The following is a 26,382-nucleotide window of genomic DNA, read 5'->3' as shown; positions in this document are numbered from 1 at the left end:
AAAAATATGTTGGTGTGCAGTTGCAGGAATTGCCGGAATCAAGAAGAATTGTAGATCATCATCAAAACATGATCTTTGAGCATGTGCAGCTTGTTGATCGGATCAATGATCCCTCTCAACCTGCCATGTTTCGATATCCTGGGCAACATGTCGGCATTTTCGAAGTGGACATGAAAGGTTGAAAAAGCCAGTTCAATGGCACATGGCCGAACTGAAGATGAAACGAGACGCTCTTGTCATCTTGTTGACGGTTGATTTCCGCCTTTGACCTAAAAACAGGTGTCTTGTCAAAACATCTTCAATATTTCAATGATGACGCACCATCAAAAATATCATAGCCAGCATTGAACAAGAGAGCCATTCTCCGGAGTCTGCCGATGTTTTCGCAAAAAGCCCCGCAAAGCCACACGCTCAATTCCGGAGTTGTTCTGGATTTTCTTCGGAACACCCTTCCGTTCAACGAGTTGCCGGAAGAAGCTCTGGAAGAGCTGGCAAAGGATGCGGCTCTGGATTTTTTTCCCAAAGGCGCCGTCATCCTGACCCAGGGGATCACGGAAGTCACTCATCTCTACTTGATCCAGAAAGGCGGAGTGAAGCTCTACCTGCAGGACGAATCCGGCGATGTGACGCTGAAGGACTTTCGAGGCGAGGGAAACGTCTTTGGGGCGTTGGGCATCATCCGAGGCGCTCCGGCCAGCATGACGGTGGAAACGGTGGAGGACACCTTCTGTTTTCTGTTGAACAAGAAGTCATTCCTGGCCCTTGTTCAGAAGGATATCCGGCTGGCGCAATATTATCTGAAGTCCTTTTCGGAAAACTACATCCACAAATCTTTTTCCGAACTGCGCCGTCAGAGGCTGACGCCCAAGGGCGAAGGCTCGCTGTTGCTGTTCAGCGTTCCGGTGACGGACCTGATCAAGCGCGACGTGGAAGCCACTCCGGGAACCTACTCGGTGCAAAAGGCCGCGGAATACATGGCCCGGCTGCGCATCGGCTCTCTGCTCGTGGAGGACGCCAAGGGCGTGGTGCGCGGGATCATCACGGACAAGGATCTACGGTCCAAGGTGGTGGCCAAGGGCTTGGAGTACCGAACGCCGGTGCGCGAGATCATGAGTTCCCCGGTGCGGACGATCCCGGCCGATGCTGTCTGTTTCGATGCCCTGCTCTCCATGATGACTCACCAGATCCACCACTTGGCCGTGGAAGACGGCGGCAAGATCATCGGCGTGATCACCAGCCACGACATTATGGTTCTGCAGGGGCAGTCGCCGCTCTACCTGTTCAGGGAAATACTTGCGCAGCGGACCTTCGAGGGCCTGCACGAGGTTTCCAGGCACGTCCCGATGGTTGTTCGTCCGCTGATCGAGGAAGGCGGCAAGGCCAACAACATTACCCGGGTGATCACCGTGCTCAACGACATGATCCTGGATCGCCTGCTGACCATGCTGCAGGAAAAACTCGGTCCAGCCCCGGTGCCCTTTTGCTGGCTGCTCATGGGCAGCGAGGGGCGCAAGGAGCAAACCTTTCGCACCGATCAGGACAATGCCTTGATCTACGCAGATCCGCGGGATGCCCAGGAAGCGGACAAGGCCGAACAATATTTCGAGAAATTTTCGCAGCTGGCCATTGAACATCTTGTGGCATGCGGATTTCCCCGGTGTCCGGGCGAGATCATGGCGTCCAACCCGAAGTGGCGTCTGACCTATTCGGGGTGGCGCGCCAACTTTGACCGCTGGGTGAGCGTTCCGGAGCCCCAGGAAGTGTTGCACTCGACCATTTTCTTCGATTTCAGGGCCGGATACGGCGACAAGTCGCTGGCGGAACGGCTGCGTGATCATCTGACGAGTTCACTGAAGGGCAAGGAGTTGTTCTTTCGGCACCTGGCGCAGGACTGCGTTACCTCGCGGGCGCCGCTGTCCTTTTTCCGCAACTTCATCGTGGAGCGCGACGGGGAACACAAGAATCGATTGGATTTGAAATCCCGTGGTCTGGTTCCTTTCTGGGATTTTGCCCGGCTGATGGCCCTGCGTCACGGCATCCGGGAGACAAACACGCTCCAGCGGTTCAAGGCAGTGGCCGACGGCGGGCACATTCCCGGCGAACTCTACAGCAAGTCCAAAGAAGCATATGAGTTTTTGATGCAGATGCGCCTGGTCCATCAACTGAAGCTGATGGAGAGCGGAGTTGTTCCGAACAACCATGTGGACCCGGCGAAACTTTCCGAATTGGAAAAGCAGACTCTCAAGGGAGCTTTTTCGGTCATTACCAGTCTGCAAAATTATCTGAAATCGTCCTTCAAGTTGAATGTATGAGGGAAGCGGGAATGATGGACCACGCAGTGACGCAAATGCGTTGCTCATGATGCTTGAAACACAATGCCCGCTTCCAAAACAACATGACGCGAGTGTGAAGATGACCACTATCCTGTCCATGATTTCTCCCCTCCAGAGCCTGATTCCCAGGTGGTCGGCCTGGTCGTGGAGCAGACCCGAAGAGCATCCGTTACTCAAGGCAAACCGGGAGCATTTTGCCGCCTTCAGTCAGGACAAGCCTTTGACGGACTATGAGTTTGTCGTTTTTGATACGGAACTGACCGGGCTGAATGAGCGGCGGGACGAGATCGTTTCCATCGGCGCGGTGCGGATCCGCGAAATGCGGGTCGATCTTCAGAATTGCTTCTATACCTGCATTCAGCCGGATCAATGCGTACCGAAAAGCAGCACGCTGATTCACCGCATCACTCCCGGCCAGACGGATGACGCGCCGAAACTGGAAGGGGTGCTTCCGGAGTTCGTTTCCTTCTGCGGGCAGGCATTGCTGGTGGGTCACAATGTCGGCATGGACATCGGCTTCGTGAACCGGTCGCTGAAGAAGCATTTGGGTGGCATCCTGCGCAATCCCTGTCTGGATACCATGCGTCTGGCCATGCAATACAAGGAATCGCAATGGGAGAATTACTACGATCGCTACAACCTGAACGTCTCCTACACGCTTGGGGACTTGAGCAAAGAGTACGGCCTGCCGCTCTTCTCCGAACATAACGCGCTTCAGGACGCCATGCAGACAGCCTATCTCTTTCTGTATTTCGTGCACAAGCTGCACGGCGGGAAGATCAAGACTCTGCGGGATCTGTATCTGGCCGGACGAAGCTGGCGGTGGTTGTAGAAAGCACTTGATCCGTTGCCGTTGGTGGTTGAGATGGTGCGCGATCGGAACAAACGTGCGGCGCCCTGCGGAGGAAAAGACAATGGGGTCTTTTCCAGGCAGTTTCCATATCCAACCATAATCCTCGGGAGGGGTAAGATGAAAACACGAATGGATGAGTACTGGGGAAAGAATTTGCGCCTGATCGGCATTCTTCTGGGGATTTGGGGACTTGTAAGTTTCGTGTTCGGCATTCTCCTGGTGAATCCGTTGAACAAGATTATGATTGGAGGTTTTCCGCTCGGTTTCTGGTTCGCCCAGCAGGGATCGATCTATGTCTTTGTCGTACTCATTTTTGTCTATTGCTGGTTGATGAACAAAATGGACAAGGAATACGACGTCCAAGAATAGAAGCACAATAAATTTCACCGGGACGCAATCGACAGCATCTCGTGAGAAAGGAGAATGCCATGTCTATATTACACTGGACCTACATAATGGTCGGTTTGACCTTTGGATTGTATTTGACCATTGCATGGCGTTCGCGGGTGAAGGACACCAAGGGTTTCTACGTCGCCGGAGGCGGGATTCCGCCCTTGGCCAACGGTCTGGCCACCGCGGCGGACTGGATGAGCGCCGCATCGTTCATTTCCATGGCCGGGATGATATCCTTTCTCGGCTACACCGGAGCCGTCTACTTGATGGGCTGGACGGGCGGATACGTGCTGCTGGCCTTGTTGCTGGCTCCGTATTTGCGCAAGTTCGGAAAATTCACCGTGCCGGATTTCGTGGGCGACCGCTTCTATTCGGATACGGCTCGCCTCGTGGCGCTGATCTGCGCCATTTTTGTTTCATTGACCTATGTCGCCGGGCAGATGCGCGGCGTTGGCATCGTCTTCAGCCGCTTTTTGGAGGTGGAGGTGAACACGGGGGTCATGATCGGCATGGCCATCGTTTTCTTCTATGCAGCATTGGGCGGGATGAAAGGCATTACCTGGACCCAGGTGGCCCAGTACTGCGTGCTGATTACGGCGTTCGTGATCACCGCCGTGGCCATTTCCATCAAGGTCACCGGAAATCCCATTCCCCAGATCGGCTTCGGGTCCACCATCGCCGAGGGCCAGTATGCCGGACAATACCTGCTCACGGCCCTTGACGGAATTGCCACGGACCTGGGGTTCCGGGAGTACACCTCGGCATTCGGCGAAGGGAACATGAGCATGCTCTCGGTCATTTGCATCACCATGGCTCTGATGGTCGGCACGGCCGGTCTGCCGCACGTAATTATCCGTTTCTACACCGTGCCCAGCGTAAAGGCCGCCCGGATCAGCGCGGGCTACGCCCTGCTGTTCATCGCCATCCTGTACACCACGGCTCCGGCGGTGGCCGCTTTCGCCCGCTACAACATCATCGACACCTTGAACGAGCAGCCGTACGCCGAAGCGCCAAGCTGGTTTCTCAACTGGGAGCGGACGGGCCTCGTGGCCTGGATCGACAAGAACAACGACGGAATCATGCAGTTTCGCGCGGGACCGGCATTTGAGGGAACTCCGCGGTTCACCGACGAGAGAGGAGAGCACGGGCAGCGGATCGTGGCCAATCAGCCCACGCCCAACGACAACGAACTGTATATCGACCGCGACATCATCGTTTTGGCCAACCCCGAAATCGCCAACCTGCCGAACTGGGTCATTGCCTTGGTGGCCGCTGGAGGTCTGGCCGCGGCCTTGTCCACGGCCTCAGGCCTCTTGATCGTAATTTCTTCTTCCGTGTCCCATGACCTGTATTACCGGATGATCAATCGGCAGGCTTCGGAGAAGCAACGCATGCTCCTCAGTCGGATCATGATCGGCATAGCCGTGCTCGTGGCCGGTTACTTCGGGATCAACCCGCCGGGATTCGTGGCCCAGATCGTCGCCTTTGCCTTCGGTCTGGCCGCCTCGTCCTTCTTTCCGGTGATCATCATGGGAATTTTTTCCAAGCGGATGAACAAGGAAGGGGCCATTGCCGGGATGATCGCCGGGATCGGGTTCACCATGTTCTACATCATCCAGACAAGGTTCCTCGGTGTCGACCCCTGGTTCTTCGGGATTACCGCGGAAGGCATCGGCACAGTGGGCATGGTCCTGAACTTCCTCGTGGCATTTGCGGTGTCTTCGGTGACCAAGGCCCCGCCCCAGGAAATCCAGGATCTGGTGGAGTCCATCCGCTCGCCTCGGGGAGCCGGAGCAGCCGTGGACCATTAGCATTCAACGCAGCGGAAGCCATAAAGCCCCTGACCCATGTCACTACATGGGTCAGGGGCTTTTTTTATGCGTACATCAGAGCCTGCCCAGCAATCCGCACCAGATGCAGAGTTGGCAAAATTACATGTTGAGCATTTCGTGGAATTTGTCGAGAAAATGACGCGCGTCAATGTTATGACGATCGTCAGGCAAGGCGGCTCGTCCGGACCTGAAGTGCTGCATTATTTTTTTGAAATAAATAGTATTCGGTAGATATCAGCCGTTGTAAAAACGCAACATAATCAATAACGGATCGTCCAAGTGGAATCTCTCGATGCAGAAACCGTGACGAGGACTCCAACATTCATGCTTTTTCTCTAATAGGAGCAATCTTTCACTGTCTTTTCCGCTCGTGAACCGGATTGGGTGAAGGATTCGTCTCAAAGAGAGGGGCAAAACGGCCTCTAATGGGCAAAATTATGCCGATTGACCGGCCAGATGCTTGCGCGAAATCCGACGCAGCGTCTTCCGGCGCTTGGTATGGGTTTTGATAAACCGGCGGCTCATCGGCCAGGAATACATCGGTTGGACGCCGGGGCAGCGAGTTTCCCGCGTTCGCCGTGAGTTGTTGCAGTATAAATTTTGGGGATATTTCATGAAGTGTATCAGTCAAGGGAAGGCAGGCGAAGGAAATAACGTAAAAAGAGCCCGGATGCGTGAGTATGCCGCGCGGATTGCCGTAATCATGCTGCTCGCATTGGGAATGGGCGTTTTCGCGCCATATCATGCTTCCGCTGAATCCGAATTTTTGAAGTTGCCACGTTTTCCCTCCATCAGCCCGGACGGTTCGGAGATCGTCTTCAGTGCCGGCGGGAATCTCTGGCTGGCGCCTGTCCAAGGCGGCGAAGCAAAGCGGTTGACCAGCCACAACCTTGATGATCTGCATTCAAGCTGGAGCCCGGACGGTGAATCCATCGTCTTCACCTCAATGCGCGACGGGTACATGAATCTCTGGCGCATCCAGCGCGACGGCACCCGATCAACCCAGCTCACCTACAGCGACCGCTTCATCAATAATCCGGACTGGACGCGTGACCGGGAGGGCCGGGAGGTCATCACCTTCTCAAGTTTGCTCGAGGCCGATGTCTACCGCGATCAGCGTCCCTACAGAGTATCTCCGCAAGGCGGAGAGCATGAACGTCTCCATGACGCGTTCGGTTCCGATCCCCGGTTTTCTCCGGACGGCAAGCGAGTCGCCTTTACCCGCGGAGGGCATTACCACGACTGGAACCGGCGACATTACCGGGGACCGGATGCCATGAACGTCTGGGTTCACGATCTGATCAATGACCGTTTCGAGGCGCTGACGGAATGGGAAGGCGACGACGGCAATGCCAGGTGGATCGACGACAATACTTTGGTCTTCATGTCGGATCGCCAACTCGATACGGTGAATCTCTACAGCATCCGCCTGGACGATGACACTCGTGAGCCGCAGCGACTGACGAATTTCGAAGGTCGGGATGTTCATCATTTTGACGTATCCCGGGATGGAGGCACAGCCGTTCTCCAGGTGTGGGATCGCCTCTATTCCCTGGATCTGGGAGATCCCGAGGCCGAACCCACGGCCATTGCCCTTCGGATGGGAGATGACGGGTGGGATGGCCATGCGCTGCGCTGGATCAACCGCGACGTGACCGAGGCGGCGCTGAGTCCGGACGGAAAGATGATGGCATTTATCGCCTATGGGCGAGTCTATGTCCGTCATATGGATGCGTACAGCCCCACCCGTGCCGTGACTCCGGATTCCCATGCGCGCCACCAGGATATCGCCTGGTCGCCGGACGGATTGTATTTGTATTTCAGCAGCGATGAGGACGGCACGTCTTCAATTTATAAGGCCCAGGTGGTACTGACCCGCAAGGAAATCCAACTTTCCTCCGAAAGTCAGGCGGCGGAAGCGCTCAAAATCGCGGAGCAAGCGCAGGCCTCGGACCTGGCTTTCGTGCCGCTTCATGTATCGCCGGATCCGAAGTACATGTATGCGAGCCTTGACAGCGGCATGGCGGAGGATCCGTTTACCCCGGTGGGGCCAAACGATCCTTTGGATCCCGTCGACCCGGAGCCGGGTCTGGAGTTGCCCGAGGATGAAACCTCGGAGTCCAAAGATGTTTGCACGGCGGATCAGTCCGCTCTGACTCCCGGCCAGCAGAAGCCGGCCCGTTGGCACGACGCCGTGCAGTTCCGCGTCCTGCCGGTTGTTGCCGAGCAGACCAATGACCGCAATGTCTCTCCTTCCCCAAACGGCAACTCCATTGCCTTTCGCCGCGGCCGTGGAGATCTTGTGGTCATGGATCTTCTCACGGGCGACAAGCGCACCCTTGTCAGGGGCTGGGACAGCAACCTGGAGTGGCGCTGGTCTCCGGATGGCCGCCATATCGCCTATGCCCAGAACGATCTGAATTTCAGCACGAACATCTTCATTGTTCCAGCTGACGGGTCAAAGGAACCCGTGAACATCACCCGCCATCCGCGAAATGATTTCAGCCCGAGGTGGTCCGCGGACGGCCGAAAGCTGACCTTCGTCTCAAATCGGACGGGCGACAGCTATGACCTGTACAGGGTCTATCTCGATCCGGACATGGAAAACTGGACCAGGGCCGAGCTGAACAACTACTACCGGGAAGCGCAACAAGCCGCTGAAAAGCGTCGCCCTCTGCCGGTTCGCAAGCCCGGTACAATGCTCTCCATCTCCCAACCTGAATGGCAGGTCGACCGGGGGCTTGAACTGGAAAATGCCTGGCGCCGGGTGGAGCGGGTGACCTTCTCTCCCGCAAATCAGATCGGCAACGAAATGACGCCGAGCGGCGACCGCTACGTTTTCAACAATGGCAGTGAGGGGCTTGTCGTCGTGAACTGGGATGGACGCGACCGCAAACGCCTGGGGCCTCGTGGCAATGTCCAGCATTTGAACATCGTCGGCGATCGCGTGGTCTACATTGTCGACGGCCGTGTCAGCATCGCGACGTTGAACGGGCGGACCAATACGAACGTGGACATTTCCGACCGCATCCGGATTGATCTTCGCCGGCAGTCCCTGCAGAAGTTCCGGGAAGCCGCGCGAGTGATCGAGGAAGCGTTTTATCGTCCCGACTTGAAAGGCCTGGACTGGAAGGCCCTCGTGGCGGATTACGAGGAACTTGTCGTCCGGGCTCGGACAGCCGGCGAATTCAGTGACATCACAAATCGGTTGCTGGGAGAGCTGGCTGCCTCGCATATGGGACTTCACAATCCGGGCCCCGGTTCCGCGTTGCGCGAGCCGTCGGGGCGTCTGGGCATCGACTCGGAACAAGTAGCCCTGGAGAATGGGCGGAAGGGATACCGGATCACGGAGATCATCCCCGGCAGTCCCGCGGATCGCGGTCCGGTCCGCATGCAGCAAGGCGATGTCGTCACGAGCATCGACATGCGTGGTTTTGACGAATCAGACACGCTGTTGGAACGATTACGGGGGAAAGTGGACCAGGAAGTCATCGTGGGCTTTGAGCGACCGGTGGGGAATCGACGGCTTGCATACCAGACAATCCTCACCCCGATCTCTTATAGTGAATTTGCGCATTTGCGATATGAGGCCTTCCAGGAGGAGAGTCGGCGTCGAGTTGCCGAGATGTCCGGAGGACGAATCGGATATATTCACATCCAGGCCATGAACGAGGCGTCGCTGGAACGGTTTCAGGCGTATTTGTATGCCGCCGCGGAAGGCAAGGACGGACTGATCATTGATGTGCGCAACAATGGCGGCGGGCACACCTCTGACCGAATCCTGACGTCCATCATGGCCTCGGAGCATGCCTACACCATTCCGGCGGGAGCCGAGCCCTACAGGTATGGCCGATATCCCCAGGATCGGCTTGACGCCCCGCGGTACACCTTGCCGATCAACATGCTGGCCAACGAGAAGAGCTTTTCCAATTCGGAAATCCTGGCGCATGCATTCACCACCCTTGGGCGCGGAACGCTCGTCGGCCGACAGACATACGGCGGCGTGATCTCCACCGGAAGCCATTCCCTGATCGACGGGGCCTCGGTACGCACGCCGTTTCGGGGCTGGTATCTGCCGGACGGCACCGACATGGAGCACAACGGCGCCATGCCGGATCTGGTCGTCGAACACACTCCGGCGGATGAAATAGCCGGCCGCGACCGGCAACTGGAGGCGGCGGTCAGGGAAATGCTGCAAAAGCTTCCGCTCCATGCCGCGGTAACGGTGCCTTAAAAAACGGCTCATCCGGTTCAAGTACATGGGGAAAGTGGTAAAATCTAGGAACCGCCCGCTTCGCTCAAGGCACGGAGGACGTAAAGAAGATATTTTGACTTCCGCCAAGAAAGATGCGGAAGTCAAAAGGCTTCACGCCTGACGGCGATGTTTGTTTTCTCCCGCGAGGGAGCAGCAATCCTTTTGGAAAGCAGCTCTTTCCCTGCTTTCAAAAATTATTTCCTTGGCGTCCTCCGTGTCTTGAGCGAAACGGGCGGTTCAAATAAAAAGTTAGCTCCAGGCGGATGAAGCATAAAAAACTCTAAGCCCCCCAACCTTTGCCTGTCGGCACAGGAAGGGGGGCTTCGTTATGCAAGCCGGGGGGGTGGCTCGGATGAGAATCTGCTGAATAGTGGTGATCTTGTCACTTCCAACTATTCCTGGAGGGACTCATACACCTTGCCCACCAGTTTTTCGGAGGGGGTGAGGGTCTTTGCGCCCTTGGTCCATTTGGCCGGGCAGGCTTCCTGGGGATTTTCGCGCAGGTGGATGTTGGCCTCCATCTTGCGGTGCAGCTCGTCGGAGTTTCTTCCTACGTTGTAGAAATTGATCTCCGTGGAGACCAGGACCCCGTCGGGGTTGATAATGAACGTGCCCCGCAGGTCAAGACCCGTTTGACAATCATATACCCCAAAGTATCGCGACAGCGCGCCCGTGGGGTCAGCAGCCATGATGTACCTGACGTTCTCCAGCAGCTTCTCGCTGGTGCGCCAGGCCAGGTGCGCGAATTTCGTGTCCGTGGAAACGGCAATCACTTCACATCCCAATTGCTCAAGTGCCTGGTGCTTCTCGGCCAGATCGGCCAACTCAGTGGGGCAGACAAAGGTGAAATCAGCCGGATAGAAAAACAGGATGGTCCATTTCCCGGCCTTCTGGACTTCTTCCAGGTTCACCGTTCCAAATGATCCTTCCCGGGGGACATAGGTCTCCAACGTGAAGTCGCAGACTTTCCTGCCGACCTTGGCGTGCTCGATGGGATGGTGATGATGGGGAACATTGACTTCGCAGCTCATGACAATACCTCCTGGGATTAAGGTGAACACGAAAGTTTAATCAGCTTTCAAAAAATGAATGATTCACATTATCGAAACGAATTTGGTTCTGTCAATACGTGAAGCCGCTATTTTAAATGCATCGATTATGCGCTTGGCAGCGAAATAATTCACCGACAGCATCGTAATCTCGAATGGTGAACCGAGAGCGGATGGATGTGAGGAGGAAAAGCATGTCTTCGATTTGGATCATTTTGATCTCCATTCTGGCCGGGGGGATCGTTTTCGGGCTGCTCGCCAGGAAGAAAGGCTCGAATTGCCTGCCGTGACTGTTCATCTACGGTCCGCTGGGAGCGGGCTTGCTTACCTACTATCTATTGTCTAGTTTTTTGTAACTCTTCAGCATATTCTGAAAGTACCCAGGATTGGTCCGGCTTGCCTTGATTTTGCGGTCTCGCATGTTTGACTGAGCCAGGATACGTTCATCAAACCATTGCCAAGCACTTGAAGCTCCAAGTGCTGTTTATTCTCGCAATGGTTTGATGTTACGAAGCCGGCGAAGGAGTCCGCGAGGCCGCAAAATCAAGGCAAGACGGACCTCAGCTAAGTAGTTACAGTTTTTTTGACTCCTCCATTAACTACTTACGCGTATCGGACGGTCAATGCCCAAGGAAAACACTCATCTCTGGTTCGCGCAAAGACTCATGACGCGGTTGCAGAACGGCGATCTCCCTCATCCTTCGGCCAATCTCGTATTGAATCAGCCACGGATGTTCTCGCTGGGTTCGATTATTCCGGATGCGTTTTTCTATCACTACCGCGCTCGGGGCCGGCGCATGGCCAAGGTCCTACATGGGTCAGACCCCGTGATGCGGGCCGAGGCGTTCAGTTTCATGGTCGTGCAGGCCGGAGAGGACGCCTCCGGGCGGGATCAGGCCTTTGTCCTGGGGTACCTGTCCCATGTTGCTTTGGATGCGACCTTTCATCCGGTTATCCACGCTCTTTCCGGAAGACGTCCCGGCCGGCCGTCCTCAGGCGTTACCAGATCCTTGCACCGTCTCCTGGAAACCGGTCTCGACCGACTCGTCAACCGCACAAGTCGTTATCCGGACATTATTGCGCCATTCCTGGCGGACCGGGCTGAAGTCCTGCACATTCTGGCCGGGCATGCGGGCCTGCGACTCGGCGACGTCCGCGGCGCCCTGAGCAACCAGTTGCTGGTGAGCCGGCTTGCGCAGGGCCGCTTTGCGCACAAGCTGCTGAGCTTTTTTCATTGGCCTCCGGCATTGGATCTCTCCGAACTGCGAAACCTGTGTTATGCCCAACTGGATGAGGAGGACGGGTTCGACCCGGACAAGGCCGCCGCCGCACCCACAGTCTGGACCGCCTTTCACAAGGTGAACTGGGATCGCCTTTTTGAGCGGGCTGAAAACCTTGCCTTGAAGCTGTTCTGTCTTTGCTCCGAACACTGGACGAAGCGGCTGGATTTCGCCGAGCTGCGGCAGGCCTTTCCCCAGAAAGCGTGTGATTGACGTAGGTGGAAAGAATGAACGGATTGTTCGTGCGGCCGTAACTAATCAGCTCATCCGAGTACAAGTGGACTGGATACCCGCCTGCGCGGGTATGACTGACTCGGTGACGGCATTGAAAAACAAAGTCATTCCCGCGCAGGCGGGAATCCAGGTCATGCTTGCCACAGGATTTAAAAAGTAACCTTTTCCTGCTTTGAAGCTGAGTAGTTCCGTGCGGCATTGATAAATTATCGACGAGACAACCATGTATACCACGGTTTCCATCGCCGCTGTCGCGGTTTTACTCTATCTTGGGCTGACGGGGCTGGTGTATCTGCGCCAGGATGCCCTGATTTATTATCCTGTCGCCGAGATTGCCCAGACGCCGGCGGATTACGGATGGGAGTTCGATGACCTGACCCTGCGCACGGAAGACGGCGTGAATATTCACGCCTGGTACGTGCCCGTGGAAAATGCACGCGGCGTGGTGCTGTTCTGCCACGGCAACGCCGGGAACATCGGACACCGTTTGGATTCCATCCGGATCTTCCGCGATCTGGGACTGTCCGTGCTGATCTTCGATTACCGAGGCTTCGGCAATAGCGAAGGCCGGCCCAGCGAGTCGGGAACCTATCGGGATGTTCGGGCGGCCTGGAAGTTTCTTCTGGAGGATAAAAACGTCGCTCCGGAACGGATTGTCGTGTTCGGCCGTTCTTTGGGCGGGGCCGTGGCCACATATCTGGCCTCCAGCCAACCCGTCGGGGCATTGATCATCGAATCCGCCTTCACCTCGTTGCCGGACATGGCCGCCAGACTGTATCCGCTCCTGCCCGTGCGCTGGCTGGCCAAATACAACTACAATTCCCTGGCCCGAATAAGCGATGTGCAGGCCCCCGTGCTGGTGGTGCACAGTCCCGAGGATGAACTGGTCCCTTTCGCCCATGGGCAGGCTCTGTACGCAACCGCACCGGAATCGAAGATGTTTCTGGAAATCTCCGGGGGCCACAACATGGGCTTTCTTAGCTCCGGAGCGGTATACGTGGAAGGGTTGCGGTCGTTTCTGGAGCAATACGTTTTCGAGGAAAAGCATTGACCATAGTTCCCGTAAGTTTTGGAGTGGCATGCATCCATCTTGATGCCGTTATGCCTGTTGCCTTCGGTGACTCAATAACAACGCAGGTCCGTCACTTGGCTGATGAACTCAAAGTCCCGGTCGTTGTGCAGGAGCAGTAAATCATTTTCCAGAGCGATCTGGGCGATCAGGCAGTCCACGGTGCTTCGGAGAGTCAGACCTTTACGACGGCAGGCAAAATAAATATTTGCGGCTTCGATGTAGGAGCCGATGGGATGAAGCGGGTGAAAAAAACGCTGTGTCTGCAGATAGTTTTTGAGCAATTCGAATTCCTGCCGGTTTTTTGATCCCTGGAGCAGTTCCTGACAGACAATGGAGCAGATGCCGAACGGTTGATCACTGTTGATAATATGATCAAACTGTTCCCCGGCCTTATTGTTCATCCCGCGCAGCCAGTCCACCAATACCGAGGTGTCCACCAGAATCATGCAGATTCCCGCAGGGTCTTGTAGTCATAATCAGGTGCGAAGGAAATCTTGCCGCGCAGGTCGCGTAAATCTTTGCGACGCTTATTGGCGACAAACTCCTTCAGCGCCTGATGGACAACCTCTTTTTTTGTTGTTGCCTTAGAAAGGCGCATGGCTTCCTCCACGAGGACATCGTCAAGATCAATGTTCGTACGCATAGAACCTCCGTTGATGTGTATAGGTATGTGTATGGGGTTGCCGAGTCAAGACTCACCCCATGGCTACTCGAAACATTCCATCTGGTGCCGCTCGGCTTCCGAAAAAGTTGACAATTCCTGCTTTTTGATCAACTTCAACAAGATGTTGTCCGGCGAAGCCGCGTAACGGCCTTTACCCCTCCTTTTCGTCCTCAAACAGGAGAATTCGACATGTCCACTTCGTTGATCGTCGTTCTGGTCGTGCTCGTCGTCCTTGGATTCCTGGTCGTCAGCATCTACAACCGGCTGGTCAGCTTGCGAAACCGCTACAAGAACGCCTTTGCCCAGATCGACGTCCAGCTCAAGCGGCGCTACGATCTGATTCCCAATCTGGTGGAGACGGCCAAGGCCTATCTGGCCCATGAACGGGGCACTTTGGAAGCCGTGATCATGGCCCGCAATCAGGCTCATGGTGCCATGCAGGCCGCGGCGGCCAATCCCGGGCAGGCCACTGCCATGGCCGGTCTGGCCGGAGCCGAGGGCATGCTCTCCGGAGCGCTTGGCCGGCTGTTCGCCCTGGTGGAGAACTATCCGGACCTGAAGGCCAACCAGAACATGATGCAGTTGACCGAGGAACTGACCAGCACGGAAAACAAGGTGGCCTTCGCCCGCCAGGCCTTCAATGACACGGTGATGACCTACAACACCTACCGGGAATCCTTTCCGCAGAACATGTTTGCCGGGGCGTTCGGCTTCGAGCGTGCCGCCTTGCTGGAGTTCGATGGGAGTGAATTCCGCGAAGCGCCGAAAGTGCAGTTCTAGCGTCAACCGTATCGCAACCTTATCCCGGCACAGTCATGGATTTCTTCGAGAGTCAGGAACGGGCCCGCCGCAGAAGCGGCCTGATGGTCGTGCTGTTTATTGCGGCTACGGCAGGGATCGTGCTCACGGTCTACCTGCTGGTGTTCTTGTTGTTGATGGTCGAGGCGCCGACAGCGGCTTCGGCATGGCGCGAATTTCTGGCCATGGCCGAGTTTTTGGTCCTGCTGGGCGTGGTGATCCTCTTTATCATCGGTTCCGGCACCCTGTTCAAGATGGCCCAGTTGCGCCGGGGCGGGGCAGCCGTTGCCGAATTGTTGGGCGGTCGCCTCTTGTCTCCGGACAGCAGCCATCCCGACGAACGCAAGGTGCTGAACGTGGTGGAGGAAATGGCCATTGCTTCCGGCGTGCCGGTTCCGCCGGTTTATTTTCTCGACCAGGAAAGCGGCATCAACGCCTTTGCCGCGGGGCAGACGCCCGGCGACGCCGTGATCGGCCTGACCAACGGCAGCGCCAGGCTCTTGACCCGTTCGGAACTGCAGGCCGTAATCGGGCATGAATTCAGCCATATCCTGAACGGCGACATGCGGTTGAACATTCGCTTGATGAGCGTGATCCACGGTCTGATCATTCTCGGTCTGGCCGGGCGAATGATGCTGCGCATGGCCGTTTACAGCGGAGGGCGCTCCCGGGACCGCAAAGGGTCCGCCTTGCCTCTGGTTGCGGGCGTCGGGTTCATTATTGTCGGTTCCTTGGGCATGTTTTTCGGCAGCATGATCAAGGCGGCGATTTCCCGGCAACGGGAGTATCTTGCCGATGCCTCGGCCGTGCAGTTCACCAGGGATGCCCAGGCCATGGCCGGAGTGCTGAAAAAGATCGGCGTCCTGTCCCAGGGATCACGGCTGGAACACCAAAACGCGGCCCAGGCCAGCCACATGTTTTTCGCCCAGGGCGTGGGAGGGTTCATGAATTCCCTGTTCGCCACCCATCCGCCCCTGGAGGAACGCATCCGGCGGGTGGATCCGCGCTGGGACGGAACGTATCCGGCCTTGAACGAACATGTTTCGCCTGGAGTACGGGACGACCGGCATGCACCCCGGGAGGATTTCGCCTTCTCCGGGCTGGCCCCGGCCGCTCCCGCCGAACCGGCCGGCGCGGCTCGTGCTCCCCGGGCCGCGGATTTGACCGCCACGGTGGGGCAGCTGGACGAGGCCCATGTGGCCCACGCCCAACAGCTCAAGCGCCGAATCCCTCCGCATCTTGTGGAGGCCGCTCATGACCCCGTCCACGTCTTCGCCGTAATGTTCGCCCTGTTGCTGGACAAGGACGATGTCGTGGCCGGCAGGCAGCTGGATGCCATTGGCGCGGGATTCGGAACGATCCTGAAACAAGACGTCCTCAACTTCGCCGCCGCGAATGTCCGGCCGGAGCTGCGGTTGCCGCTCCTGGACCTGTGCTTTCCGGCCCTGCGCCGAATGCCCTTTGACCGCTATCCGGTCTTTCAGGACACGCTGCAGGCCATGATCAAGGCCGATGGACGGGTGGGTCTCTTCGAATGGGCCGTGCACCGCGCCGTGCTGCGCCATCTGGAGCCCTCCTTCGAAATCCGAAAGTCCCACGTGTTCGGCCATGTGGCGCTGCACCAGGCCGTGTTGGAAATCTCGCTGATTCTCTCATCCCTGGCCCATGTGGGCGCCAGGCCTGAAGACGTGTCCATGGCCTTTGCCAAGGGAGCAGAGGAGCTAGGTCTGCCCGGCCTTTCTCTGCGTTCCGAAGAAGAATGCGCCATTCAAGCCCTGGACCAGGCCCTGGAAAAGCTGAACCGGCTCCGGGAGTCATCCAAAAGGGATCTGATTACGGCCTGCTCCGAAGTGATCGTGGCGGACGGGATGGTCAGCATCTCGCAGGCGGAAGTGCTGCGGGCCGTCTGCGACGCCCTGGAATGCCCGATGCCGCCGTTGCTGCCGGGGCAGACGGTTCAGGAGTAGGTATCGCAGCTACGGCCATGGCTCATGGTTCCCGGAAGAAGATGTCATGGATGCTGATCTCGGCCGTGAGGAGATCATGAGAGGGTGTTTCAGCGATAAACCCCGCGTCGATGACCAATCCGTACGATTAAAATCGTCAATTGTGTATCCTGGACTTCATACACGACTCGGTACATGCCAACCCGTATCCGACGCAATCCGGAGAACTCGCCCTTCAAGACAGATCCGGCGCTAGAATTTTCCCGCAGAAAATCAATCGCTTCGATGATGCGTAGTCGGTCGGGTTTGGGGATGTTCTCGAGTGACTTTGCAGCACTTCGTTTAATCGAGATTGAGTAGGTCACGCTTTACCTTCTCCCAATCCAATGCCAGATCCGCCGGGTCTTGCAATACCTCGATGGCGAGGGAGATGTCCTCGAAATCATCAAGGTAGTACTCTACCGCCTGGCGTACCACTTCAGCACGCGAGCGGCGTAATCGAGTCGCGGCAGCATCCAGGGAAGAGAGAACTTCATCCGATAAGCGGGCGGTAATTTGAGTCATGGAACCTCCATCGATGTCAAACGATGTCAACCAATGTAATATGCAGCCATCTTCACCCGGTCAAGCCACGAGAGCCAAATATATCTCACGCCCGGGCCGCAGCGGCCCTAGAGCCGCGGAGCACGCGGAGAAGAATAAAATCTCCCTCCCCTCTGCGCCTCCGCGCCTCAAGCGAGTCCGCGAGCGGGCGAGAGCCAATGGCTTGAATATCTCACGCCCGGGCCGCAGCGGCCCTAGAGCCGCGGAGCCGCCGAGGGTTTGAAAAGGCTCAGTCAAAAATCTTTTTCCTCTCCGCGCCTCCGCGCCTTTAGCGAGTCCGCGAGCGGGCGAGAGACAACTGATTTGATTATCTCACGCCCGGCCTGCAGCAGGCCTAGAGCCGCGGAGCACGCGGAGAGGGAATTTAAAACTCTCCCCCCTCTGCGTCTCTAGCGAGTCTTCGAGCGGGCGAGAGATAATTTTGAATGGATCCGCGCAATCCGCGTCAAAATTTTTCTTTAACGCTGATCTCGCAGATCTTGCTGATAAAAGAAAAGGGGAGCTCTATGGATCGAGAGCAACCGCGACGCAATGGCAAGTTTCATGTCGGTTTGTCGAACAGCAGGGGCTGCCACTTGCTCGGTATCGAAGCTTTTAGTGGCACGTTTTGATGATTATCTTGAGAAGTGTTGTATTTGGAAGAAAGGTCTTTCTGCGGTACCATCGTTTGATTCCAAATCGAAACAGGCTTTTTTGGGCTAAAAAAATGATTGTAGACGGTCGGTGGGACAGACCCCGTGGCTCCCACGATGGTTCAGGGTCAGAATCCAACCAGCTATATATGAGGAGGTACAGAATGAGGTATTCCGTGAATATCAAGAAGACTGAAGAAGGATACGCGGTCTGGGTCCCAGGGTTGCCGGGATGCTGGTCGCAAGGGGCGACCGAGGATGAAGCGCTTGAGAACATTAAGGAAGCCATTCAGGACTATTTGCATACGGTTAATTTGTTGACCGTTGAAAACGAAATCAGGTACGTCGACGTCGCTCATGCCTAAACTGCCCGGGATCAATCACCAAAGGGCCGTGAATGCTCTTGAAAAGCATGGATTTTGGGTCGCCAGAGTTAGAAAACACATCACCATGACCAATGGCGAGAGGATCATCACCATACCCCGAGCCAATCCCATTGATGCTTTCACCATGGGTGGGATCATCAAGGACACGGGCCTGACCGTGGAGGAATTCAAGGAACTTTTGTAATAGTGACAAGCTGTAGTGAGTTATAATCGGAGGACCTTGTCCGTTGCTCCATCTCGGATAAGAACAAATAGTTCCCCTCCGCGCCTCAAGCGAGTCCGCGAGCGGGCGAGAGCCAATGGCTTGAATATCTCACGCCCGGGCCGCAGCGGCCCTAGAGCCGCGGAGCCGCCGAGGGTTTGAAAAGGCTCAGTCAAAAATCTTTTTCCTCTCCGCGCCTCCGCGCCTTTAGCGAGTCCGCGAGCGGGCGAGAGACAACTGATTTGATTATCTCACGCCCGGCCTGCAGCAGGCCTAGAGCCGCAGAGCTCACAGAGAGGAAAAAAACTCTTTACTCTGCGCCTCTGCGTCTCTAGCGAGTCCTCGAGCGGGCGAGAGCCAAAGGATTTTATCTCACGCCCAGCCTGCAGCAGGCCTAGAGCCGCGGAGCCGCCGAGGGGAACTATACGGAGTTGAACACCGTGTCCTGATGCAAGCTGTCAAGCGGAATATTAAGCGCTTCCTCTGATTTCATGTTCCAGATTACCAGGGAAGAATCGGAAAACTTGAAATCACAATTTGTGACATCAAGATGGGGCGGAATTCGCAAGATGAGTGCTGCTTGCGTATTTTCTCCGGCAAGTATAGGTAAAGCGTATTTGTTGGAGTAAATATGCAAAACGCACTTGTTGATTTGCCTGACTCATTATGGCTGCAGCATCACTTTGCCCATCATGCCAACCCCAGGGAAAAGACAGTCCGCCTTGTCCGCCAGGGGGTGCTGCACCGCCTCAAGAGGGGATTGTATGTTCGGGCCCGAAGCGCGGATGATATTGTAACGCGGTGCAGGGCGGCCAATCGGATCTACGGCCCTTCGTATGTCTCCTTTGTTTATGCCCTTGCCTGGTACGGCCTGATCCCCGAGCATGCAGCACACATCACTTCAGCTACTTTGAGCAAGGGCAGGAAAAAGAGATACGACACACCCGCCGGGTCTTTTTTTTATCAGGATGTCCCTGCGGCCGCGTATCCTCATGGTGTAACCCTCATGGGTGATGCGCCGGACCGTTTTCTCATGGCCTGTCCGGAAAAAGCCCTGTGCGATGAATTGTACCGCGCATCCGGAGTGCGCTCCATCAAGGGGATCGAGGCTTTGCTTTTCGAGGACCTGCGTCTGGACCTGGATGAATTCAGGCAATTGGACCGGAAGATTCTGAGGGACTTGAGCGCATATTATCATACCTCAACCTTAAAGGTCTTTGGAAAATTTCTTCAAAGGAGGCGCCATGCGTGAAGCCTGTGTCCAGATGTTTGAGGAGCACCTGGAGAAAAATCATGGCTCCGCGCACAGGGCATTGGCCGAGACCATCCAGGCCGTGGCCCTGCTTGGCCTGTCGCGAACGGATTTTTTCACCCATGCCGCGTTTTACGGCGGCACAGCCCTGAGATTTTTATACAATCTGGACAGGTTTTCCGAAGATCTTGATTTTTCACTCCTGGCATCCGCGGAATCATTTCAGCTTGCGCCGTATCTTGAAGCCCTGCAATATGAAATGAAGGCATTCGGATTCAGTGTGGACATCGAAGATCGCCAAAAAGACGTGCATACGCCCATCGAGTCGGCCTTTATCAAGGCCAATACCAGGCTTCATATTATCAAGGCCAAAGCGCCCCAGGCCGTTGCCAAAAGGATTCATAAAAACGCCCTGTGCAAGGTCAAACTGGAAATCGACACTGATCCTCCGCCCGGAGCGGAATATGAGGTCAGGTATGTTGACGATCCTGTGCCGTTTTCAGTCCGGGTCTTTAGCGGACCTGCCCTGTTTGCCGGAAAGATGGACGCTATTTTGTACCGGGGATGGAAAAACAGGGTCAAAGGAAGAGACTGGTTTGACTTTGCCTTCCTGGTACGCAGAAAAGTGCCGCTTTTGCTTCCACATTTGGAGGCCAGGCTCCGGCAGCGTGGTGTTTATACCCATGAAGAACCGCTTTCAGCCGACCAATGCAAGGACCTGATCGCCCGGCGCATCGAATCCGTAGACTTCGAACTGGCCAGGGCTGATGTCGCGCCCTTTATCTCCGACCCCCGGGATTTGGATGTCTGGTCCAAGGATTATTTTCATCATGTTTTGGGGAAGATGGATATGAGGGTAGAGGCGATGGGGTAAGGATTAAGGATTATGGGGTAAGGGGCGATGGGCTATAGGAAGATCCCCTCCATCCCCGGACGCGGAAAAAACTGGAAGCTCTTTCATCACTTACTCTGCGCCTCGGCGCCTCTAGCGAGTCCTCGAGCGGGCGAGAGCCAATGCTTTGAATATCTCACGCCCGGGCCGCAGCGGCCCTAGAGCCGCGGAGCTCGCGGAGAGAGAATTTAAATCCTCCCCCCTCTGCGCCTCGGCGCCTCAAGCGAGTCCACGAGCGGGCGAGAGCCAATTGCCTTGAATATCTCACGCCCGGGCCGCAGCGGCCCTAGAGTCGCAGAGCTCGCGGAGAAGAATTTGAATCCTTTCCCCCTCTGCGCCTCCGCGCCTCTAGCGAGTCCTCGAGCGGGCGAGAGCCAACTGCCTTGAATATCTCACGCCCGGCCTGCAGCAGGCCTAGAGTCGCGGAGCACGCGGAGAGGAAATTTAAAATCCTCCCCCTGCGCCTCCGCGTCTCTAGCGAGTCCTCGAGCGGGCGAGAGCCGACTGCTTTGATTATCTCACGCCCAGCCTGCAGCAGGCTTAGAGCCGCGGAGCTCACGGAGAGGGAATTTAAATCCTTTCCCCTCTGCGCCTCCGCGTCTCTAGCGAGTCCACGAGCGGGCGAGAGCATTCTTAACATATGGCGAAGACTGAATTGACTTTTTCTACAACATCATTCAGAAGGCACCCTGTTCAAGCTTGAACGACTTGCAGCGAGGCGCTCAATGAACGAAGCCATCCATTACCATATCCTCAAAACAATAAACGACAATCCCGAGGTCAGCCAGCGCGAACTGGCGCGAAAGGCCGGGATATCACTGGGTAAGGTCAACTACTGCCTGAGAGCCTTGGTGGACAAAGGTTGCATCAAGGTAATGAATTTCAAGAATGCCGAGAATAAGGTCAACTATCTCTATAAGCTGACGCCGAGCGGGCTGGAGGAAAAGGCCCGGGTTACGGTGCAGTTCTTGCGGCGCAAGGTGGAGGAGTACGACCGACTGCCGCTGGAGATTGCGGAGTTGAAGGCAGAGGTGCGGAAGATAGGGGGAATTGAGGGATTTAAGGATTGAGGAATTAATGCCTCCCCCCTCTGCGCCTCCGCGCCTCTAGCGAGTCTTCGAGCGGGCGAGAAATAATTTGAATGGATCCGCGCAATCTGCGTCAAAATGTATTTCTTTAACGCTGATCTCGCTGATCTCGCAGATGACAGAAACGGTTCCAGCAATAATCCCTCAGATCGGGGGACAATTACCCTGGGTTCATATCAAAATTCTACTGGATAAAGTTTCAGATCATAATAAAGCTCTTTTCTATATTCAGGAAACTATTGCAAACGGCTGGAGCCGGGATGTGCTGGTTTTGCAGATCAAAGCCAGCCTCTATGCCAGGCAAGGAAAATCAATCAGCAATTTTAAAGTCACATTGCCCAAGCCACAATCTGATCTTGCTCAGCAGGCCATCAAAGACCCTTATACATTTGATTTTCTAAGTATGGCTCAGCCGTTCAATGAGCGTGATATTGAACAGCAGCTTGTCGCGCAGATTACGAAATTTCTTTTAGAACTTGGAAAAGGTTTCGCCTTTATCGGCAGACAATATCATTTAGAAGTTGGAGATTCGGATTATTACCTGGATCTGCTCTTCTACCATGTCAAGTTGAAATGCTATGTAGTGATCGAACTTAAGAATACAAAATTTATTCCTGAATATGCTGGAAAATTAAACTTTTACCTTTCTGCAGTTGATAGTCTACTCAAAGCAGATGATGACAATCCAACGATCGGTATGTTGCTTTGCCGTGATAAAAATAAAATCGAAACGGAGTTTGCCCTTCGGGATATTAACAAGCCAATGGGTGTTAGTGAATTCACTCTTACTGAAGTTCTTCCCGATGAATTAAAAGGATCCCTTCCTACCGTTGAAGAGATCGAAGAAGACATGAAGCTGTTGCAGGAGGGAAAGTGAAAGGCATTGCAGAATGTTGAAGGGGGCAGACCGCGGCACGAAGCATTAAATTATCCGCCCGATCCGCGCAATCAGCGTCAAAATGTTTTTCTTTAACGCTGATCTCGCTGATCCCGCTGATGAAAGAAGGCGAGAATATGCTGGAATGTATTATTTACAATCCAATCGTTTTTTCAAATTTTGTTGTACAATATCAATAGATTAGCCATAAATTCGAAGTTTTAGACGATAAAAGTTATCTGTAAGGCCCTAAAAAGGGGTGTTTTTAAGAGTCAAGTTGAAAAAATAAGGACTTGTTGGCCTCAGAGACCCAGCCCTCTGATAGGTGTCAGACCCCAGCCCAAAGCAGAACAGCTAGGAGATAGTATGAACATTCACCAACATACGCCCTTTCAAAGGGCCATCGAAGCCGTCGAAACCTTGCCGCTGGAGGACAGGGAAGCCGTACTGGAAACTTTGAGATTGCGTGCAGTTGAGGACAGACGGGATCAGATCGCGGCCAATGCAAGAGAAACCCTGCAAGCTGTCCGTGAAAAACGAGCCTGCTTTGGAAGCGTCGAAGACCTGAAAAAGGATCTTTTGACCAATGACCTATAAGCTTGCCTGGAGCCAAGGGTTTAAAAGAGGTTTTAAAAAGACGACCCGAAATAATGTACCTCTGCAGGAAAAGATATTTTTCGTTTTGACAAATCTTTGTATGAATCCTTTTGATGCGAGATTGTAAACGCACAAACTGCATGGAAAGTTAGAGGGACTTTGGTCCTGCCACGTAGAATATGATTGCCGCATTGTTTTCACGTTTGAAAAACTTTCTGACACCGATAATGAACTGATCGTACTCGTTGATATTGGGAAACACGATGAGGTTTACTGAGCAGTGAAGCAATGCTTGCAAACGATTCGATTTTTTTGTGATTATCCTATCGTTCGCAACTGGTTGCGGAACCGCAACACACTGGAAATTCTTGACTTATGGGAGCGACGGAACAACCCGCGCTTCAACCCCGTCGAATTCGACAGGGTTAGATCACAGGCTGTGCTCAACAGTTTTACGCTTTCTCCCAAGCAGTGGATCGCGACTACCGATGCCGTCGGCAGATTTCCAAGGCTGGGCGATATGAAAACAAAATGTTGATGGTCTCAGAGACCCAGCCGAATTGGTTTCATGACCCAGCAATGTAAATATGATGTGTGATGGGCTACCCTCTACGATATTTTGTCCCTGGCCATGTATGGCATATTACCCATCGCTGCCATAACCGGGATTTTCTTCTGGAGTACGCATGGTATCGTGATTTATGGGTAAAATGGCTCCAGGAAGGCCGTGATCGGTACAATGTGTCGATTCTCAATTTTACGGTCACGTCGAACCATATTCATCTGTTGGTGCTGGGACAGGAAGACAGAGATGCGATACCGAGAATGATGCAGCTTGTAGCATCAAGGGTTGGAGCGACGTTCAACAAGCGTCGAGGACGCAAGGGAGCTTTCTGGGAAAAACGGTATCACGCCACGGCAATTGAGACGGACGAGTATCTGGCACGCTGTTCACTGTATGTTGATTTGAATATGAACCGCGCCGGAGCCGTGGATCATCCCAAAGATTGGAAACATAGTGGTTATCATGAAATTACCCAACCCAAGCAAAGATATCGTCTCATAGCCGTCAAGGAGCTTGCGCGTCTCATGGGGATGCCCGATGGTTTTGATTTCCGAGAGCATTATTCCGGCTGGATTGACAACGCGATTAGAAAAGGGAACTTGTCTCGGAACGAAATCTGGTCTGTGGAGTTGGCGGTCGGGAGCCAGAGCTTTGTTGACATGCTCCGATTGAAGATGGGCGCGATGCCGCGCAACAAAAAAAGTACCGCAACAGTGCATGAAGGATTTCACGACTACGGGATGATAGATGGCGAGAATATGCTGGAGTGGGAAATTTACAATCCAAGCGATTTTTGACTTTTGTTGAGCTATATTAATGCTTTAGGCATTAAAGCTGAAGTTTTGTGCGACAAAAGTTGTCTGTAAGGCCCTAAAAAGGGGTGTTTTTTTGGACAAGTTTAATAAAAACAAGGACTTGCTGGTCTCAGAGACCCAGCCATCTATTCAGCAAGGCACGCCAACTGTTCGGTTATCAGCCAACGCACGCGATTGACGAAGGGTTGGAAGCGGCAATGGGGTGGTATGTTAACGAGACGCAGAGCCCACGGACCCGGAGCCGTGGAAGTCAGCTTGTTGGTCGTGAAAACGTTTGTAAAGTTACGAGGGCTGCTTGCAACGAACAAGGAACCTGCAGCGAAGATTGAGGAATGGGAAACGAAACTGATCGGCCATGATCAGGCGATTCTCAGCTTGCTCGAAGCCGTCAGGCAACGGATGATCCAACCGATGGCCGGAACACGGTCCATTGGATTTACCGCGGACTTGGCAGGTAACAAAGACCGATGATTTAGATCTCACGCCCGGGCCGCAACGGACCTAGAGACGCGGAGCCCACGGAGAAGGAACACGCATGGATATGGTAAAATTTGAGCACGTTGAATCGAAAGTTCAAGAAATCCGTGGTGTATCGGTCATTCTGGACAGTGATCTGGCGGAACTCTACGGCGTGGAAACCAGGGATATCAACAAAGCCGTCAAGAACAATCCTGATAAATTTCCGTCTGGATACCTGATGGAGCTAACGAATCTTGAGCTTGATGATTTGCGGGGGAAATTTTCCACCGCAAAGTTTGTAAAAACCAGGGTTCTTCCCAAGGCGTTCACCGAGAAAGGCCTGTACATGTTGGCAACGATACTCAAAAGCCCCCAGGCCGTGCAGACAACATTCGCCATCATCGAAACCTTCGCCAAGATCAGGGAACTCTCCCGGAACATCAAAACCCTTTCCGGTGTTCAGGACAAGGCCGAACAACAAACCCTGATGCGCAAAAGCGGAGAAATCATTGCCGAGATTCTTGACGATGAACTCCAGACAACGGATACGGAAACAGTCGTGGAGCTGAACTTCGCGGTGCTCAAGTTCAAGCATACGATCAAGAAGAAAGGCAAATGAGAAGCTTTGCATCATTGTATCTCCGCCCGAGCCTGCGGCCCTAGAGCCGCGGAGACCGCGGAGGTTTAACGTGCCGAACGTAAAAGAATTCTCCCTTCGCGCCTCGGTGCCTCAAGCTCGCCCGGTTAAATAGGCGTTCGGTCTACGGCAACGCCGTATTGCACTGGGCGAGTCAGCGAGCGTACGAGAGTTAACCGCGAAGCGATAAAGATTCGTGTCGATTTGTGAAGATTCGTGGGGAGAAAGTATGATTGAAGATGGGGGCCGCACCGCAGTGTAAACCAGATTCTGCTGCTATGCGAGAAGACATCCAGTGCTATGGAAATGATTCGAGTTGAAATATGCTGGATTGGGAAGTGTACAACCCAGCTGATTTTTGATTTTTATCACAATATATTAAATAGTTATATGTAAAAAGCGATGTGTTTGGCTGCAAAAGTTGTCTGTAAGCCCCAAAATAGGCCTTTTTTGAGGGTCAAGTTCAATAAAAGCAAAGACTTGCTGGTCTCAGAGACCCAGCCTATTTTTTAAAGGCTGATCTCTCTGATCTCGCTGATAAAAGACTACGCCTCGGCGTCCAACCCTCTATCTATCGAGTCTTCGGGCGGGCGTGAGATACCGTATTTTGTCGGAGTGAAATCTGGTCAGTCGAGTTAGCGGTCGGAAGCCAGAGCTTTGTAGACATG

The 26,382-nt window shown here is 54.5% G+C and carries 26 protein-coding genes; 21 read left to right on the top strand and 5 right to left on the bottom strand.

From position 1 onward, the window contains the following. The first annotated feature begins 377 nt into the window (after nt 1-377). The 6 genes from BLP93_RS13890 to BLP93_RS13870 all read left to right on the top strand — a co-directional run bounded on the left by BLP93_RS13890 (nt 378) and on the right by BLP93_RS13870 (nt 9,645). Complete coding sequence (locus BLP93_RS13890) at nt 378-2,312, top strand: DUF294 nucleotidyltransferase-like domain-containing protein (RefSeq protein ID WP_092123034.1); 1,935 nt, start codon at nt 378-380, stop codon at nt 2,310-2,312. Between the two features lie 100 nt (nt 2,313-2,412). After that, complete coding sequence (locus BLP93_RS13885) at nt 2,413-3,165, top strand: 3'-5' exonuclease (RefSeq protein ID WP_244148769.1); 753 nt, start codon at nt 2,413-2,415, stop codon at nt 3,163-3,165. 138 nt (nt 3,166-3,303) lie between these two features. Beyond that, nucleotides 3,304-3,555, top strand: coding sequence for a DUF4212 domain-containing protein (locus tag BLP93_RS13880; RefSeq protein ID WP_092123031.1), 252 nt, complete (start codon nt 3,304-3,306; stop codon nt 3,553-3,555). A gap of 59 nt (nt 3,556-3,614) precedes the next feature. Next, nucleotides 3,615-5,390, top strand: a complete 1,776-nt coding sequence (locus BLP93_RS13875) for a sodium:solute symporter family protein (protein WP_092123028.1) — start codon at nt 3,615-3,617, stop codon at nt 5,388-5,390. A gap of 66 nt (nt 5,391-5,456) precedes the next feature. After that, nucleotides 5,457-5,642 carry a hypothetical protein gene (locus BLP93_RS16745; protein WP_139163014.1) on the top strand — a complete coding sequence of 62 codons (186 nt, stop codon included), beginning with the start codon at nt 5,457-5,459 and terminating at the stop codon, nt 5,640-5,642. Nucleotides 5,643-6,081: 439 nt separating this feature from the next. Further along, nucleotides 6,082-9,645: a S41 family peptidase gene (locus tag BLP93_RS13870; RefSeq protein ID WP_092123025.1), complete on the top strand. Its 3,564-nt coding sequence runs from the start codon at nt 6,082-6,084 to the stop codon at nt 9,643-9,645. Nucleotides 9,646-10,058: 413 nt separating this feature from the next. Here BLP93_RS13870 and BLP93_RS13865 read toward each other — a convergent pair whose 3' ends face one another. After that, complete coding sequence (locus tag BLP93_RS13865) at nt 10,059-10,697, bottom strand: peroxiredoxin (RefSeq protein WP_092123022.1); 639 nt, start codon at nt 10,695-10,697, stop codon at nt 10,059-10,061. A 641-nt stretch (nt 10,698-11,338) separates the two neighbouring features. On the opposite strand from BLP93_RS13865, the gene BLP93_RS13860 reads away from it, so the two are divergent. Further along, nucleotides 11,339-12,208: a zinc dependent phospholipase C family protein gene (locus BLP93_RS13860; protein ID WP_092123019.1), complete on the top strand. Its 870-nt coding sequence runs from the start codon at nt 11,339-11,341 to the stop codon at nt 12,206-12,208. A 244-nt stretch (nt 12,209-12,452) separates the two neighbouring features. Further along, entirely contained in the window at nt 12,453-13,280 is an 828-nt protein-coding gene (locus BLP93_RS13850) for an alpha/beta hydrolase (RefSeq protein WP_092123013.1), read from the top strand. A 71-nt stretch (nt 13,281-13,351) separates the two neighbouring features. Here the strand turns inward: BLP93_RS13850 and vapC are convergent, their stop codons facing one another. Both vapC and BLP93_RS13840 read right to left on the bottom strand, forming a co-directional pair. Continuing rightward, nucleotides 13,352-13,747 carry a type II toxin-antitoxin system VapC family toxin gene (gene vapC / locus BLP93_RS13845; RefSeq protein WP_092123010.1) on the bottom strand — a complete coding sequence of 132 codons (396 nt, stop codon included), beginning with the start codon at nt 13,745-13,747 and terminating at the stop codon, nt 13,352-13,354. After that, nucleotides 13,744-13,944 (bottom strand): type II toxin-antitoxin system VapB family antitoxin, encoded by a 201-nt coding sequence (locus tag BLP93_RS13840; RefSeq protein ID WP_092123007.1) that lies wholly within the window; start codon nt 13,942-13,944, stop codon nt 13,744-13,746. Before BLP93_RS13840 ends, vapC begins: the two co-directional genes overlap by 4 nt. Nucleotides 13,945-14,154: 210 nt before the next feature. On the opposite strand from BLP93_RS13840, the gene BLP93_RS13835 reads away from it, so the two are divergent. Together BLP93_RS13835 and BLP93_RS13830 are read left to right on the top strand one after the other, a co-directional pair. After that, complete coding sequence (locus BLP93_RS13835) at nt 14,155-14,745, top strand: LemA family protein (RefSeq protein WP_092123004.1); 591 nt, start codon at nt 14,155-14,157, stop codon at nt 14,743-14,745. Nucleotides 14,746-14,780: 35 nt separating this feature from the next. Continuing rightward, on the top strand, nt 14,781-16,730 hold the full coding sequence (locus BLP93_RS13830; protein WP_092123001.1) for a M48 family metallopeptidase: 1,950 nt from the start codon (nt 14,781-14,783) through the stop codon (nt 16,728-16,730). An 89-nt stretch (nt 16,731-16,819) separates the two neighbouring features. On the opposite strand, the gene BLP93_RS17755 is transcribed toward BLP93_RS13830, so the two are convergent. Next, nucleotides 16,820-17,074 carry a type II toxin-antitoxin system RelE family toxin gene (locus tag BLP93_RS17755; protein ID WP_092122998.1) on the bottom strand — a complete coding sequence of 85 codons (255 nt, stop codon included), beginning with the start codon at nt 17,072-17,074 and terminating at the stop codon, nt 16,820-16,822. After that, the gene (locus BLP93_RS13820; protein ID WP_092122995.1) at nt 17,052-17,273 is read right to left on the bottom strand and encodes a ribbon-helix-helix protein, CopG family; all 222 of its coding nucleotides are present in this window, start codon (nt 17,271-17,273) and stop codon (nt 17,052-17,054) included. The genes BLP93_RS17755 and BLP93_RS13820 overlap by 23 nt, the downstream gene beginning before the upstream one ends. 835 nt (nt 17,274-18,108) lie before the next feature. Here BLP93_RS13820 and BLP93_RS13815 point away from each other — a divergent pair. The 11 genes from BLP93_RS13815 to BLP93_RS13755 all read left to right on the top strand — a co-directional run bounded on the left by BLP93_RS13815 (nt 18,109) and on the right by BLP93_RS13755 (nt 25,696). Beyond that, the gene (locus BLP93_RS13815) at nt 18,109-18,309 is read left to right on the top strand and encodes a type II toxin-antitoxin system HicB family antitoxin (protein ID WP_092122992.1); all 201 of its coding nucleotides are present in this window, start codon (nt 18,109-18,111) and stop codon (nt 18,307-18,309) included. Continuing rightward, complete coding sequence (locus tag BLP93_RS13810; protein WP_092122989.1) at nt 18,302-18,514, top strand: type II toxin-antitoxin system HicA family toxin; 213 nt, start codon at nt 18,302-18,304, stop codon at nt 18,512-18,514. The genes BLP93_RS13815 and BLP93_RS13810 overlap by 8 nt, the downstream gene beginning before the upstream one ends. A 649-nt stretch (nt 18,515-19,163) precedes the next feature. Beyond that, entirely contained in the window at nt 19,164-19,784 is a 621-nt protein-coding gene (locus tag BLP93_RS13800; RefSeq protein WP_092122986.1) for a type IV toxin-antitoxin system AbiEi family antitoxin domain-containing protein, read from the top strand. Then, nucleotides 19,777-20,658 carry a nucleotidyl transferase AbiEii/AbiGii toxin family protein gene (locus BLP93_RS13795; protein ID WP_092122983.1) on the top strand — a complete coding sequence of 294 codons (882 nt, stop codon included), beginning with the start codon at nt 19,777-19,779 and terminating at the stop codon, nt 20,656-20,658. Before BLP93_RS13800 ends, BLP93_RS13795 begins: the two co-directional genes overlap by 8 nt. 743 nt (nt 20,659-21,401) lie before the next feature. Further along, nucleotides 21,402-21,746, top strand: a complete 345-nt coding sequence (locus tag BLP93_RS13785) for a MarR family EPS-associated transcriptional regulator (protein WP_092122977.1) — start codon at nt 21,402-21,404, stop codon at nt 21,744-21,746. Between the two features lie 133 nt (nt 21,747-21,879). Continuing rightward, nucleotides 21,880-22,641, top strand: coding sequence for a PDDEXK nuclease domain-containing protein (locus BLP93_RS13780; RefSeq protein WP_092122974.1), 762 nt, complete (start codon nt 21,880-21,882; stop codon nt 22,639-22,641). Between the two features lie 366 nt (nt 22,642-23,007). Beyond that, nucleotides 23,008-23,238, top strand: coding sequence for a hypothetical protein (locus tag BLP93_RS13775; protein ID WP_092122971.1), 231 nt, complete (start codon nt 23,008-23,010; stop codon nt 23,236-23,238). Between the two features lie 136 nt (nt 23,239-23,374). Beyond that, the gene (locus tag BLP93_RS17750) at nt 23,375-23,515 is read left to right on the top strand and encodes a type II toxin-antitoxin system RelE/ParE family toxin (RefSeq protein WP_208596660.1); all 141 of its coding nucleotides are present in this window, start codon (nt 23,375-23,377) and stop codon (nt 23,513-23,515) included. Nucleotides 23,516-23,835: 320 nt separating this feature from the next. Next, nucleotides 23,836-24,600 carry a transposase gene (locus BLP93_RS13765; RefSeq protein ID WP_092122968.1) on the top strand — a complete coding sequence of 255 codons (765 nt, stop codon included), beginning with the start codon at nt 23,836-23,838 and terminating at the stop codon, nt 24,598-24,600. Between the two features lie 261 nt (nt 24,601-24,861). Then, the gene (locus BLP93_RS16935) at nt 24,862-25,089 is read left to right on the top strand and encodes a hypothetical protein (protein ID WP_092122965.1); all 228 of its coding nucleotides are present in this window, start codon (nt 24,862-24,864) and stop codon (nt 25,087-25,089) included. A 64-nt stretch (nt 25,090-25,153) separates the two neighbouring features. Further along, a complete protein-coding gene (locus BLP93_RS13755) occupies nt 25,154-25,696 on the top strand; it encodes an ORF6N domain-containing protein (protein ID WP_092122963.1) in 543 nt (180 codons plus the stop codon). The last annotated feature ends 686 nt before the right edge of the window (nt 25,697-26,382 follow it).

This window comes from Desulfonatronum thiosulfatophilum, assembly GCF_900104215.1.
Taxonomy (GTDB): domain Bacteria; phylum Desulfobacterota; class Desulfovibrionia; order Desulfovibrionales; family Desulfonatronaceae; genus Desulfonatronum; species Desulfonatronum thiosulfatophilum.
The sequence above is the reverse complement of the archived record's forward strand: the minus strand, read 5'-3'. Positions and strand labels throughout refer to the sequence as shown.

Excerpts from the sequence above, each read along its gene's own strand:
- BLP93_RS13835 (WP_092123004.1), top strand. The coding sequence starts at position 14,155 with ATGTCCACTTCGTTGATCGTCGTTCTGGTCGTGCTCGTCGTCCTTGGA.
- BLP93_RS13870 (WP_092123025.1), top strand. The coding sequence starts at position 6,082 with ATGCGTGAGTATGCCGCGCGGATTGCCGTAATCATGCTGCTCGCATTG.
- BLP93_RS13830 (WP_092123001.1), top strand. The coding sequence starts at position 14,781 with ATGGATTTCTTCGAGAGTCAGGAACGGGCCCGCCGCAGAAGCGGCCTG.
- BLP93_RS13875 (WP_092123028.1), top strand. The coding sequence starts at position 3,615 with ATGTCTATATTACACTGGACCTACATAATGGTCGGTTTGACCTTTGGA.
- BLP93_RS13885 (WP_244148769.1), top strand. The coding sequence starts at position 2,413 with ATGACCACTATCCTGTCCATGATTTCTCCCCTCCAGAGCCTGATTCCC.
- BLP93_RS13780 (WP_092122974.1), top strand. The coding sequence starts at position 21,880 with ATGACAGAAACGGTTCCAGCAATAATCCCTCAGATCGGGGGACAATTA.
- BLP93_RS13815 (WP_092122992.1), top strand. The coding sequence starts at position 18,109 with ATGAGGTATTCCGTGAATATCAAGAAGACTGAAGAAGGATACGCGGTC.
- BLP93_RS13880 (WP_092123031.1), top strand. The coding sequence starts at position 3,304 with ATGAAAACACGAATGGATGAGTACTGGGGAAAGAATTTGCGCCTGATC.
- vapC (WP_092123010.1), bottom strand. The coding sequence starts at position 13,747 with ATGATTCTGGTGGACACCTCGGTATTGGTGGACTGGCTGCGCGGGATG.
- BLP93_RS13775 (WP_092122971.1), top strand. The coding sequence starts at position 23,008 with ATGAACATTCACCAACATACGCCCTTTCAAAGGGCCATCGAAGCCGTC.
- BLP93_RS13785 (WP_092122977.1), top strand. The coding sequence starts at position 21,402 with ATGAACGAAGCCATCCATTACCATATCCTCAAAACAATAAACGACAAT.
- BLP93_RS13755 (WP_092122963.1), top strand. The coding sequence starts at position 25,154 with ATGGATATGGTAAAATTTGAGCACGTTGAATCGAAAGTTCAAGAAATC.
- BLP93_RS13860 (WP_092123019.1), top strand. The coding sequence starts at position 11,339 with ATGCCCAAGGAAAACACTCATCTCTGGTTCGCGCAAAGACTCATGACG.
- BLP93_RS16745 (WP_139163014.1), top strand. The coding sequence starts at position 5,457 with ATGCGTACATCAGAGCCTGCCCAGCAATCCGCACCAGATGCAGAGTTG.
- BLP93_RS13765 (WP_092122968.1), top strand. The coding sequence starts at position 23,836 with ATGGGCTACCCTCTACGATATTTTGTCCCTGGCCATGTATGGCATATT.
- BLP93_RS13850 (WP_092123013.1), top strand. The coding sequence starts at position 12,453 with ATGTATACCACGGTTTCCATCGCCGCTGTCGCGGTTTTACTCTATCTT.
- BLP93_RS13840 (WP_092123007.1), bottom strand. The coding sequence starts at position 13,944 with ATGCGTACGAACATTGATCTTGACGATGTCCTCGTGGAGGAAGCCATG.
- BLP93_RS13810 (WP_092122989.1), top strand. The coding sequence starts at position 18,302 with ATGCCTAAACTGCCCGGGATCAATCACCAAAGGGCCGTGAATGCTCTT.
- BLP93_RS13800 (WP_092122986.1), top strand. The coding sequence starts at position 19,164 with ATGCAAAACGCACTTGTTGATTTGCCTGACTCATTATGGCTGCAGCAT.
- BLP93_RS13890 (WP_092123034.1), top strand. The coding sequence starts at position 378 with ATGTTTTCGCAAAAAGCCCCGCAAAGCCACACGCTCAATTCCGGAGTT.
- BLP93_RS13795 (WP_092122983.1), top strand. The coding sequence starts at position 19,777 with ATGCGTGAAGCCTGTGTCCAGATGTTTGAGGAGCACCTGGAGAAAAAT.
- BLP93_RS13820 (WP_092122995.1), bottom strand. The coding sequence starts at position 17,273 with ATGACTCAAATTACCGCCCGCTTATCGGATGAAGTTCTCTCTTCCCTG.
- BLP93_RS13865 (WP_092123022.1), bottom strand. The coding sequence starts at position 10,697 with ATGAGCTGCGAAGTCAATGTTCCCCATCATCACCATCCCATCGAGCAC.